Origin of the sequence: Streptomyces viridosporus T7A (assembly GCF_008704515.1) — a bacterium.
In the GTDB taxonomy this organism is placed as follows: domain Bacteria; phylum Actinomycetota; class Actinomycetes; order Streptomycetales; family Streptomycetaceae; genus Streptomyces; species Streptomyces viridosporus.
The window spans coordinates 2,583,255-2,595,810 of sequence record NZ_CP023700.1 but is presented as its reverse complement, the minus strand read 5'-3'; the positions used below and the strand labels follow the sequence as shown (position 1 = coordinate 2,595,810).

The 12,556-nt window shown below is 71.6% G+C and carries 7 protein-coding genes; 4 read left to right on the top strand and 3 right to left on the bottom strand.

The features are described 5' to 3' along the window. The first annotated feature begins 94 nt into the window (after window positions 1-94). The 3 genes from CP969_RS12160 to CP969_RS12150 all read left to right on the top strand — a co-directional run bounded on the left by CP969_RS12160 (window position 95) and on the right by CP969_RS12150 (window position 7,498). Entirely contained in the window at window positions 95-1,468 is a 1,374-nt protein-coding gene (locus CP969_RS12160) for an alpha-amylase (protein ID WP_004988960.1), read from the top strand. Between the two features lie 207 nt (window positions 1,469-1,675). Next, window positions 1,676-7,087, top strand: coding sequence for a pullulanase-type alpha-1,6-glucosidase (pulA, locus tag CP969_RS12155; RefSeq protein ID WP_016826592.1), 5,412 nt, complete (start codon window positions 1,676-1,678; stop codon window positions 7,085-7,087). Between the two features lie 54 nt (window positions 7,088-7,141). After that, the gene (locus CP969_RS12150) at window positions 7,142-7,498 is read left to right on the top strand and encodes a 5-carboxymethyl-2-hydroxymuconate Delta-isomerase (protein ID WP_016826593.1); all 357 of its coding nucleotides are present in this window, start codon (window positions 7,142-7,144) and stop codon (window positions 7,496-7,498) included. Window positions 7,499-7,537: 39 nt separating this feature from the next. On the opposite strand, the gene CP969_RS12145 is transcribed toward CP969_RS12150, so the two are convergent. Both CP969_RS12145 and CP969_RS12140 read right to left on the bottom strand, forming a co-directional pair. Next, entirely contained in the window at window positions 7,538-8,230 is a 693-nt protein-coding gene (locus tag CP969_RS12145) for a TetR/AcrR family transcriptional regulator (RefSeq protein WP_078495426.1), read from the bottom strand. 62 nt (window positions 8,231-8,292) lie between these two features. Then, window positions 8,293-10,242, bottom strand: coding sequence for a hypothetical protein (locus CP969_RS12140; protein ID WP_150474921.1), 1,950 nt, complete (start codon window positions 10,240-10,242; stop codon window positions 8,293-8,295). Window positions 10,243-10,434: 192 nt separating this feature from the next. On the opposite strand from CP969_RS12140, the gene CP969_RS12135 reads away from it, so the two are divergent. Next, on the top strand, window positions 10,435-10,884 hold the full coding sequence (locus CP969_RS12135) for a hypothetical protein (protein WP_004988965.1): 450 nt from the start codon (window positions 10,435-10,437) through the stop codon (window positions 10,882-10,884). Window positions 10,885-10,981: 97 nt separating this feature from the next. Here the strand turns inward: CP969_RS12135 and CP969_RS12130 are convergent, their stop codons facing one another. Further along, window positions 10,982-12,544, bottom strand: coding sequence for a DUF1996 domain-containing protein (locus CP969_RS12130; protein WP_026085250.1), 1,563 nt, complete (start codon window positions 12,542-12,544; stop codon window positions 10,982-10,984). Between the last annotated feature and the right edge of the window lie 12 nt (window positions 12,545-12,556).

Here is a 12,556-nt window from a genome sequence, read left to right as displayed (position 1 = left end):
ATCTGCGTTGCCGCAAGGTTGCCGAAGTTTGCTGCAAGAAGCTTCAGGCCCCCTTCGGCGATCCCCACACCCTTCGATGAAGAAGGAACCCCACATGGCACGCAGAACCCTCGCCGGAGCCGTCGCCCTCGCGGCCGCCTCGGTTGTCATGACCCCGACTGCGGCGGAGGCCTCGCCTCCGGGCACCAAGGACGTCACCGCCGTCCTCTTCGAGTGGAACTTCGCCTCGGTCGCCCGCGAGTGCACCACCACCCTCGGCCCCGCCGGGTACGGGTACGTCCAGGTCTCACCGCCCGCCGAGCACATACAGGGCGCGCAGTGGTGGACGTCGTACCAGCCGGTGAGCTACAAGATCGCCGGGCGCCTCGGCGACCGCACCGCCTTCCGGAACATGGTGAACACCTGCCACGCGGCCGGGGTGAAGGTCGTCGTCGACACCGTCATCAACCACATGTCCGCGGGCAACGGCACCGGCACCGGCGGCTCGTCGTACACGAAGTACGACTACCCCGGCCTGTACTCGTCGTACGACTTCGACACCTGCCGCTCGGAGATCAACAACTACCGGGACCGCTGGAACGTCCAGAACTGCGAGCTGGTCGGCCTCGCCGACCTCGACACCGGCGAGGAGTACGTCCGCAGGACCATCGCCGGGTACATGAACGACCTGCTCTCCCTCGGCGTGGACGGCTTCCGCATCGACGCGGCCAAGCACATGCCGGCCGCCGACCTGGCGAACATCAAGTCCCGCCTGACCAACCCCGGCGCGTACTGGAAGCAGGAGGTCATCTACGGTGCCGGCGAGGCCGTCCAGCCCACCGAGTACACGGGCAACGGCGACGTGCAGGAGTTCCGCTACGCCTACGACCTCAAGCGGGTCTTCAACAACGAGAACCTCGCCTACCTGAAGAACTACGGCGAGGGCTGGGGCTACATGAACGGCTCCGTCTCCGGCGTCTTCGTCGACAACCACGACACCGAGCGCAACGGCTCCACCCTCAGCTACAAGGACAACGCCAACTACACCCTGGCCAACGTCTTCATGCTGGCCTGGCCGTACGGCGCCCCGGACATCAACTCCGGCTACGAGTTCTCCGACCACGACGCCGGACCGCCGAACGGCGGCCAGGTGAACGCGTGCTGGCAGAACGGCTGGAAGTGCCAGCACGCCTGGCCGGAGATCAAGTCCATGGTCGCCTTCCGCAACGCCACCCGGGGCCAGGCGGTGACCAACTGGTGGGACAACGGCGGCGACGCGATCGCCTTCGGCCGGGGCACCAAGGGCTTCGTGGCCATCAACCACGAGTCCGGCTCCCTGACCCGCACCTACCAGACCTCCCTCCCGGCGGGCACGTACTGCAACGTGCAGAACAACACGACGGTGACGGTGAACGGTTCGGGGCAGCTGACGGCCACGCTGGGCTCGAACACGGCCCTCGCGGTGTACGCGGGCAAGTCGTCCTGCTGAACGCGCGCCGGCCGCACCGCCCTTCGCGGGGCGGTGCGGCCGGCGTCCCGCACCCGCAAGTCCTTACCGTTACTTTCACAACCCTTGCTGTAAAGCTTTCAACAGCGGTACGGTCGCGCCCGGCGCCCCGGTGACATGGCCGGAACAGGCCGTGCCGTGGCGCGGGGCCGGACCCCCATGAGCCGTAATCGCAAGGAGTTCACGCCTGTGACACCCAGATGGCCCGCGCCCCCGGGGCGCCGCACCGCGCGAGGCAGACGCGTCGCCGCCGTCACCGCGGCCGCGCTCGCCGCCGCCCTCGTACAGCCCCTCGCCGCCGAGGCGGCCACGCCGCCCGCGCCGCCCTCGGACGCGAAGCTGGCGAAGTCCCCCGCGCGGCACGACCTGACCCGCGAGCAGTTCTACTTCGTCCTGCCGGACCGTTTCGCCAACGGCGACGCGAAGAACGACCGCGGCGGACTGACCGGTTCACGCCTCACCACCGGGTACGACCCCACCGACAAGGGCTTCTACCAGGGCGGCGACCTCAAGGGCCTCGCCCGGAAGCTCGACTACATCAAGGGGCTCGGCACCACCGCCATCTGGCTGGCGCCGATCTTCAAGAACCAGCCCGTGCAGGGCACCGGCAAGGACGCCTCCGCCGGCTACCACGGGTACTGGATCACCGACTTCACCCAGGTCGACCCGCACTTCGGCACCAACAAGGACCTCGAGACCCTCATCGACAAGGCCCACGCCAAGGGCATGAAGGTCTTCTTCGACGTCATCACCAACCACACCGCCGACGTCGTCGACTACGAGGAGAAGTCCTACGACTACCTCTCCAAGGGCGCCTTCCCCTACCTGACCGAGGACGGCGAGCCCTTCGACGACGCCGACTACGCCGACGGCTCGAAGAAGTTCCCGCGCCTGGGCGCCGGCTCCTTCCCGCGCACCCCGGTCGTCCCCGCCGCGAAGAAGAACGTCAAGGTTCCGGCGTGGCTCAACGACCCGGCGATGTACCACAACCGGGGCGACTCCACCTTCGCCGGGGAGTCCAGCGAGTACGGCGACTTCTCCGGCCTCGACGACCTGTGGACCGAGCGTCCCGAGGTCGTCAGCGGCATGGAGAAGATCTACCAGCGGTGGGTCAAGGACTTCGACATCGACGGCTTCCGGATCGACACCGTGAAGCACGTGAACATGGAGTTCTGGACCCAGTGGGCCACCGCCCTGGACGCCTACGCGGCCAAGCGGGGCCGGGAGGACTTCTTCATGTTCGGCGAGGTCTACTCCGCCGACACGGACGTCACCGCCCCGTACGTCACCCGGGGCCGCCTCGACGCCACCCTCGACTTCCCGTTCCAGGAGGCGGCCCGCCAGTACGCCTCCCAGGGCGGCAGCGCCGGGAAGCTCGCGGCCGTCTTCGGCGACGACTACAAGTACACGACCGACAAGGCCAACGCCTACGAGCAGGTCACCTTCCTCGGCAACCACGACATGGGCCGCATCGGGACGTTCCTGAAGCAGGACAACCCCGGGGCGTCCGACGCCGAACTGCTGAAGAAGGGCAAGCTCGCCAACGAGCTGATGTTCCTCAGCCGCGGCAACCCGGTCGTCTACTACGGCGACGAGCAGGGCTTCACCGGCGCCGGCGGCGACAAGGACGCCCGCCAGACCCTGTTCGCCTCCCGTACGGCCGACTACCTCGACGACGACCTGATCGGCACCGACCGCACCCACGCCGAGGACGCCTACGACACCCGGTCGCCGTTCTACCGGCAGATCAGCGCCCTCGCGAAGCTGCGCAAGGCCCACCCGGCCCTCACCGACGGCATCCAGCAGGAGCGCCACGCGGCCGACGGCCCGGGCGTCTACGCCTTCTCCCGCACCGGCACCGGCAAGGACACCACCGAGTACGTGGTCGCCTTCAACAACGCCGACGAGGCGAAGAAGGCCACCTTCGCCACCGGCTCCGCCCGGATGACCTTCCGCGGCATCCACGGCACCGGCGCCTCCGTGACCAGCGACGCCGACAAGAAGATCACCGTGACCGTCCCGGCGGGCTCGGCGATCGTCCTCAAGGCGTCCGGCCCGCTCGCCGAGCCGGCCGCCGGGCCCACGATCGCCCTGAAGGCCCCGGAGGCGGGCGCCACCGGCACCGTCGAGCTCACCGCCGAGGTCGGGGGCGGACAGCTCAACCGGGTCGTCTTCGCCGCCCAGACCGGCAACGGGCCGTGGCGGACCCTCGGCTCCGCCGACCACGCCCCCTACAAGGTCACCCACACCATCGGCGAGGACGTGCCCGCCGGCACCGCCCTGCGCTACAAGGCCGTCGTGATCGACTCGGCCGGCCGCACCGCGAGCGCCCTGGCCGCCTCCGCCACCGGCACCCCGCCCGTGGCGGAACCGCCCACCGCCGCCTCCCGCGACTACGCGATCGTCCACTACCGGCGCGCGGACGGCGACTACGACGACTGGGGCCTGTACGCCTGGGGCGACCTGGCGGAGGGCGAGGCCACCGAGTGGCCCGAGAGCCACCCCTTCACCGGCCGCGACGCCTACGGCGCCTTCGCCTACGTCAAGCTCAGGCCGGGCGCCTCGGACCTCGGCTTCCTGGTGATCGACAAGGACGGCACCAAGGACGTCCCCACCGACCGCACCATCGACCTCACCAGGACCGGCGAGATCTGGATCGAGCAGGGCGAGGAGACCGTCACCACCGAGCGCCCCGAGTACCCGGCGCAGGACAAGAGCAAGGCGGTGCTGCACTACCACCGCGCCGACGGCGACTACGACGGCTGGGGCCTGCACGTGTGGACCGGCGCCGCGCACCCCACCGACTGGTCGAACCCCCTGAAGCCGGTGAAGACTGACCCGTATGGCGCGGTCTTCGAGGTGCCGCTCACCGAGGGTGCCACCAGCCTCAGCTACATCGTCCACAAGGGCGACGAGAAGGACCTGCCGTCCGACCAGTCGCTCGACCTCAGGGCGAACGGCCACGAGGTGTGGCTGGTGAGCGGCCAGGAGAAGTACCTGCTGCCGCAGCCCGCCGGCTCCGCGGCCGCCCTCGACCTGGCCACCTCCAAGGCGGTCTGGATCGACCGGGACACCCTCGTCTGGGACGGCTCCGACGCCGCCGCCTCCACCCAGCTCCTCGCCTCCCGCACCGGCTCCATCAAGGTGCAGGACGGCACGCTCACCGGTGCGGACCAGCGCTGGCTCCGGCTGTCGCGGACGTCCCTCACCGACGCCCAGAAGAAGAAGTTCCCGCACCTGGAGGACGGCACCGCCTGGACCGTCGACCCGCGCGACCGGGACCGGGTGCGCGAGGCCCTGCGCGGCCAGGTCGTCGCCTCCCAGCGGGCCGCGAACGGCGCCGTGCTCGCGGCGACCGGCGTGCAGATCGCCGGCGTCCTGGACGACCTCTACGCCGGCCGCGCCACGAAGGCGGAACTCGGCCCGGTGTTCCGCCACGGCCGTCCCACCCTCTCCGTGTGGGCGCCGACCGCGCAGCAGGTCTCCCTGGAGATCGGCGGCTCCACGGTCCGCATGCGGCGCGACGACGCCACCGGCGTCTGGTCCGCCACCGGCCCGGCCTCCTGGAAGGGCAAGCCCTACCGGTACGCGGTGAAGGTGTGGGCGCCCACCGCCCGGCAGATCGTCACCAACAAGGTCACCGACCCCTACTCGGTGGCCCTGACCACGGACTCCGAGCGCAGCCTCGTCGTCGACCTCGGCGACCGGAGCCTCGCCCCCAAGGGCTGGGCGTCGCTCGAGAAGCCGAAGGCCGTGCCGCTGAAGGACGCCCAGATCCAGGAGCTGCACATCCGGGACTTCTCCGTGGAGGACCGGACGGCGAAGCACCCCGGCACCTACCGGGCCTTCACCGACCGGGACAGCGACGGCTCGAAGCACCTGCGCGAGCTGGCGGAGGCCGGCACCTCCTACGTGCACCTGCTGCCCGCCTTCGACATCGCCACCATCCCCGAGAGGAAGTCCGACCAGGCCACCGTCGACTGCGACCTCGCCTCCCACCCGGCCGACTCCGCCGAGCAGCAGAAGTGCGTGGCGAAGGCGGCCGCCGAGGACGCCTACAACTGGGGCTACGACCCGTACCACTACACGGTCCCCGAGGGCTCCTACGCCACCGACCCGAACGGCACCGCCCGCACGGTCGAGTTCCGCGAGATGGTCAAGGCGCTCAACGAGGACGGCCTGCGCGTCGTGCTGGACGTCGTCTACAACCACACCGCGGCGAGCGGGCAGGACAGGACGAGCGTCCTCGACCGGATCGTGCCCGGCTACTACCAGCGGCTGCTGGCCGACGGCTCGGTCGCGAACAGCACCTGCTGCGCCAACACGGCCCCCGAGAACGCCATGATGGGCAAGCTGGTCGTCGACTCCGTCGTCACCTGGGCCAAGGAGTACAAGGTCGACGGCTTCCGCTTCGACCTCATGGGCCACCACCCGAAGGACAACATCCTCGCCGTGCGCGAGGCCCTCGACGCGCTGACCCTGAAGAAGGACGGCGTCGACGGCAAGAGGATCATCCTGTACGGCGAGGGCTGGAACTTCGGCGAGATCGCCGACGACGCCCGCTTCGAGCAGGCCACGCAGCGGAACATGGCCGGCACCGGCATCGCCACCTTCTCCGACCGGGCCCGTGACGCCGTGCGCGGCGGCGGACCCTTCGACGAGGACCCCGGCGTCCAGGGCTTCGCCTCGGGCCTGTTCACCGACCCCAACTCCTCGAAGAGCAACGGCACCGAGGCCGAGCAGAAGGCCCGCCTCCTGCACTACCAGGACCTCATCAAGGTGGGCCTGAGCGGCAATCTCGCCGACTACCGCTTCACCGACACCAGCGGCAAGGAGGTCAAGGGCTCCCAGGTCGACTACAACGGCTCGCCCGCCGGTTACGCGGACGCCCCCGGCGACGCCCTCGCCTACGCCGACGCGCACGACAACGAGTCGCTGTTCGACGCGCTCGCCTTCAAGCTGCCGAAGGACACCTCGGCCGCGGACCGCGCGCGGATGCAGGTCCTCGCCATGGCGACGGCCACCCTCTCGCAGGGACCGGCCCTCTCCCAGGCGGGCACCGACCTGCTGCGCTCCAAGTCCCTGGACCGCAACTCCTACGACAGCGGCGACTGGTTCAACGCCATCCACTGGAACTGCGCGGACGGCAACGGCTTCGGCCGCGGACTGCCGCCGGCCGCCGACAACGAGGACAAGTGGCCCTACGCCAAGCCGCTGCTGGGCGCGGTGCAGGTCGGCTGCCCGCAGATCGAGGGCGCCTCGGCCGCGTACCGGGACCTGCTGAGGATCCGTACGACGGAGAAGGCCTTCTCCCTCGACACGGCCGCGCAGGTGCAGTCCCGGCTCTCCTTCCCGCTGTCGGGGAAGGACGAGACACCCGGCGTGATCACCATGAAGCTCGGTGACCTCGTGGTGGTCTTCAACGCCACGCCCGAGCAGCAGGAACAGCGCGTCGCCGGCCTCGCCGGGACGGACCACCGCCTGCACCCGGTGCAGGCCGCGGGCGGGGACGCGGTGGTGAAGACCTCGTCCTACGCCAAGGGGACCGGCACGTTCACCGTGCCGGCGCGCACGGTCGCCGTGTTCACCGCGGCCGGCTGACCCGGCCGGGGCTGCGGTTAGGGTGAGCCCTTCTGACCTGGAACAGGAGGGCTCATGCCGCAGATCACCGTCGACTACTCCGAGCGACTGGCGGACGGTTTCGACCGGTCCGCCTTCGCGCGGGACCTGCACACCGCCGTCGTCGAGATCGCGGCCGCCAGACCGTCGGCGTGCAAGACGCAGTTCCGCAGGACCGAGGAGACCGTGGTCGGCCCCGACACCGAGGGGCACGCCGTCGTGCACGTCACCCTGGGGCTGCTCGCGGGCCGCACCGAGGAGACCAAGGCCCGGCTCACCGAGGCGGTGCTGGAGCTGCTGCGGCAGTACGTGAAGCCGGCCGAGGGGCTGATGCTGCACGCCTCCGCCGAGGTGCGCGAACTGGACGCCTCGTACCGCAAGTACGAGGAGTAGGCCGAGGAGCGGGAGGAGCGGGGGAGCGGGGGCTCCGCGTCAGGACGCCAGGGAGATCAGCCGGGCGGCGAGGTCGGTGAACGGCCCGTCGCCCGGCTCGCCCTTGAGCAGGTCGCGCAGCAGCGCGGCCAGTTCCTCGTCGTGGGCGGCGGCGACGGCGGCGAGCGCGGCGAAGTCCTGCACGAGCTGGGTCTCCAGTTCGGCGCGCGGGATGCGCCGCCCGTCCAGCCAGATCAGCGCCGTGGACTCCACGAGCGAGATCCAGGAGCGGACGACCAGTTCCAGCCGGGCCGGCACCGGGTCCCCCACGCCCATGTGCGCCAGCATCTGGTCGTACGCGGCCTGCCGCACGGAGTCGATCAGCGCGTTGGTGGCCGAGGAGCCGACCGCCGGGCCGCCGCGCATCAGGGCGGAGAAGCCGGGGCCGTGCTCGTCGACGAAGTCGAAGAACCGCGCCATCACCCGCCGCAGCCGCGTCCCCAACGGGCCCTCGTGCGGCTCGGCGAACCGGGAGGCCAGATCCTCCGCGGCGCGCTTCAACGCCGCTTCGTACAGGCTGAGTTTGCCGGGGAAGTAGTGGTAGACCAGCGGGCGGGAGATGCCCGCCGCCGACGCTATCTCGTCGATGGAGACCTCGTCGGGCGAACGACGGCTGAACAGTTCGAGGGCGACGCCGATCAACTGCTGCCGCCGCTCCTCGACTCCCATTCTGCGGCGTACCCCGGTAGTCATGTGCCCACTTTACCGATCTGGTTCGGCCTTGAACGATCCGGACCTGTCGGCGGTGCACCCGGTCACCGCAGCCCGCTGATCGACCGTCCGTCCTCCAGTGTGCCCTTGAGGTCCGCCCGGGCACCCCGCTCGGCGCGGACGGTCAGCAGATGCCCCCGGGCCGTCCCCTCGGCCCCGCCCGTCGCCCCGACGGACGCCACGTCGGGGCTGCCGGCGGCCAGCAGGTACCAGGCGCCCGCCGCGGACTTCCACAGCACCCCGGCGAGCACCTGCGGCCTGCGCGCCCCGCACGCCGGTACGTCCTCGGCCTCCGCCGTCACCGCCCCGAACCGCCCGCCCGGCGTGTGGAACTGCGTCAGCACCCGGGCCCCGCCGCCCCGCCAGGTCTCGGCGCGGGTGCACACCCACGCCGCCGAACCGCTCGCGTCGGGCAGCGGCTGTTCGGCGAACGCCCAGGCGTTCACACTCCGCACGCCCGCGGAGCGCACCGCGCTCAGCGAGCACGCGAACGGCGCCCAGGTGCGCAGCACCTCGGCGCCGGAGGCGGCACCGGTCGCGCTGCCCGCACCGCCCGTACCGGTCGCGCCGGGCCGCCCCGCGGTCAGGCGGGCCGGGACCAGCTCGCCGAGGTCGGTCACCAGCCGGGTGCCGGTGCCGTCGGTCAGCTGCAGCACGTTCCACGAGGCGCAGGGCCCGGGTTCCAGGGCCGGGCCGGCCAGGGGCGGGGTCACCCCGTCGGTCAGGGTCAGGTCCGTCGCGCCGGAGCCCGGTGCGCGCAGGTCCCGCGCGCCCGCCCCGCGCACCCAGGGCGCCGTCAGATAGCGGACGTCGCCGTCGGTCCGGCTCAGCACCACCGCGCTCGCCCCGGCCCGGTCGGCCCCGTCGACCCGGGCGAGGTCGAGCACCGCACCCCGTGTGCCGTCCGCCGGCTCGGCGTACCGGGCGATGCGCAGACCGTCGTGGAGGATCACCACGCGCGCGCCGTCGACCGCCCCGGCGTACAGCAGTTGGGGCGGACCGGCCGGGCCGCCGGAGGGGGTGCCGGGGGTCGCCGACACCTGGACGCTCCCGCCCGGCCGGGCCCAGACGGCGAGGGCGCGGCGCAGCAGGGCCGTGTCACCGGTGAGGCCGCCGCGTGCGGGCCACACCGAGAAGTCGACGCGTGCGGAGGTCTTCCAGGCGGTGGGGGAGACCCGGGTCAGCTTCCCCGGGTCCAGCGCCGCCCGCGCGGCCGGGTTCCGGGCGTACGGGGGTGCGGCGGCGGCGTCGGGGCCCCGGCCGTCGCCCGCCGGACCCAGCAGCGCCCCGCAGACGGCGAGCGCGGCCCCGGCCACCAGCACGGCGTTCAGATGACGGCGGCGGCGCAGCAGGTCGGTCGGCCGGGCCTGGAGCGCGCAGGGGTCGAACTCGGGGGAGTCGAGCAGGTGGTACGCGGCGGGGGCCCGGTCGGCCTCGGCCAGCGCGGCGTCCGGGTCGGCGACCCCCGCGGCCGCGAGCACCGCGCGCACGTCCCCGTCCGGGAGCCGCTCCAGACCGCGCAGCACACAGGCGGCGCGCGCCGGGCCGGAGAGCGCGGCCAGCCGCTGGTCGAGGGCGAGTCCGTCGGCGCCGCCCGGGTGCGGGAACAGCTTCAGGCCCCACACCTGGGGCAGCAGCGGCGGCAGCTGCGCCCGCTTGGGCCACGCCCTGCGCCGCAGCGGCAGGCCCGCCTCCAGCGCCGTACGCACCACCCGCAGGCGGACCAGCGCGTACCCGGGGTCGCCGTCGCGGCCGGCCGACCGGGAGAGGGGCGCCGGGGCCGGGACGCGGGTGCGGGGCAGGGCGCGCTGGGTGAGGGAGTGCGCGGTCAGCACCCGCCGGCCGCGGCCCGTCCCGGCCGGCAGCACCAGGTAGGCGATCCGGACGAGCCGCGGATAGTGCTCGGTGAGCGCGGCCTCGGCCCGCTCGACGTCCACGACCGGCCCGGCCGGGGAGGAGGGCGCGGGGTGGTGGGCGGCATCCTGTGACGGCACGTTCGGCTGAACGAGCGAATCGACGGATGGTTACTTGACGGCGCACCGTCACTCCCCGGCGGCGCGGCGAACCCGCCGGGTCCTCACCGCACCGAGCATTGAGCGCTTCGGGCGCGGCGGCCGTATCGAGGGCGAGAGGGCCCCGTGCCGGGGCTCCGTGCGGCACGTCGCCGTCGAGGACCGGAGGAACAGATGAGGGTGACCCGACCGATGCTCGCGCTGACCGGCGCGGTGGTGGCACTGGCGCTGGCGGGCTGCGGGTCCGGCGGCGGGGAGAAGGACGACGCGGTGCCGGCCACCGCGACCGGCAGCCTGGAGCACCTGGCCGCCGAGGTGCAGTGCGAGCCGGACATGCAGACCGACGCCGACACCATCCGCCAGGCCATCTGCGAGAAGGGCGAGGAGAAGTACATCCTCGCCACCTTCGCCACCGACCGGGGCCAGCGCGAGTGGATCGACATGGCCAAGGACTACGGCGGTCTCTACCTCGTCGGCCGCAAGTGGGTCGCCGTCGGTGAGGAGAACGTGCTCGACGACCTGCGCGGCCGGCTCGGCGGCGACGTGGAGGAGGGCATCGACCACGGCGGCATGGACCACGGCGGCGGTGCGCACGCGTCCGGCCACGCCGGACACGGAGGCTGAACAGGCGCACCCGGCACGCCGGGCACACGAGAGGAGGAGGGCCGGTGGCGGGAATCCCGCCACCGGCCCTCCTCCCCTCAGTGGGCGACCGGGGGGACTACGTACACTTCTTGCCCTGGTTGATGCACCTGACCACCTTGTTCATCAGGCTCTCGTCCATGACGTTGATGAAGTCGTTGTGGTCGGTGATCGGCTTGTGCAGCTGCTCCGGGAAGCTGTCCACGGCGTACGGGTTCTTCACCTGACCGTTCTCGATGGTCGGGGTGGGAACGTCGTACACCAGGCGGACCTGGAGCTGCGGGATGGCCTTGAAGCCGTTCGGGCAGCTGCCGTCCGCCTGGACGAACGCCACGTGGTCACGGTGGTTGGCGCTGTCGGTGTTCTGGCCGTCCCAGCAGCTCTGGAAGTTGGACGTGCGCACGAGCCGGCTGCCCTCGGGGCACAGCACGTACTTGTCCGTGGACTGCCGGTCCTCGAAGCCGGTGCAGCTGTACGAGGTGTTGGCGTTCTTCAGACCGTTGGTGAACGCCTTGGCGTCACCGGTGATGATCCGCATGAGCTTCGGGATCGCGACGACCTTGCTCCGCTTGTTGCCGACGAACCGGAGCTGGGCCTCCTCGGCCTGCAGGATCCTGCCGACGTTGCCCTCGGCGCCGCCGCCCTGGTCGGCCGCGTCGAACTCCTGGGTGCCGTCCTGCACGCGCAGCACCGGCCAGAAGTACGAGGACTTGTCACCCTGGTTCTGGCAGCTGGTCTCGGCGACGACCAGGTCGTCGTCGCTGGAGAGCGAGCTGTTGCTCTGGTTGCCGACGTAGTCGTGCATGTGGTGCGCGCCGTTCGCGACACCGGGGGCCACGATGATGTTGTCGCTGTTGTACAGCTTGTTCTCGTTGACACCGCACTTCGTGGTGAAGCTGCCCCGGGAGCCGGACCTGCCGTTGGCGGCCAGACCGTTCGGGAGGTCGCGCGCGTTCGGCGGGACGTCGTTGATGTCGATGAAGTCCTCGGCGAACGGCCCCGCGGCACCGTTGCCGTTGTCGTTCGGGGTCTGTCCCTCGCCCTGGCCCTGGCCGTCGCCCTGGCCGTTGTCCTGACCCTGCCCGTCGCCTTGTCCCTGGCCGTTGTCCTGACCTTGGCCGTCACCGTTCTGGCCGTCGCCGTTCTGGCCGTCGGTCGGCTGCGGCTGGTCGGCGGGGCGGCCGGAGCAGGGGGCGAGTTCGTCCAGGTTCCCGGGGGCCTTGCCGCCCGCCCGGTCGATCTCCAGCTTGATCCGGTCGATCAGCACCTTGCGCCGGTCCTTGAGCGGGCCCAGGATGGCGTTCTGCACGTACTGCGCGTCCCCGGCCTGCGCCTGGCGCGTGGTGACCAGGCGCTGGTAGGCGTCGGTGATCTGCTGGTCCATCGAGGCCAGCTCACCGTCGACCTCACCGCGGGCCCGCTCCGGTACGTCGGAGAGCTGCTGGCCGACGTCCGGGCAGTCGATCGTGGCGATCTGCCGTGCCGCGTTCGACTTCGTCCGGTTGTCGGGCGAGTTCTCCTCGTGCGCCGAAGCGTAGAAGTTCGCCCAGACCAGCCCGCCCCCACCGAGCGCTAGGGCCGCCACCCCGGCTATGGCCTTGGTGGCCAGCGGCATACGGCGTTTTCTTGTGTTGCGTCCCATGGAACTCCTCTG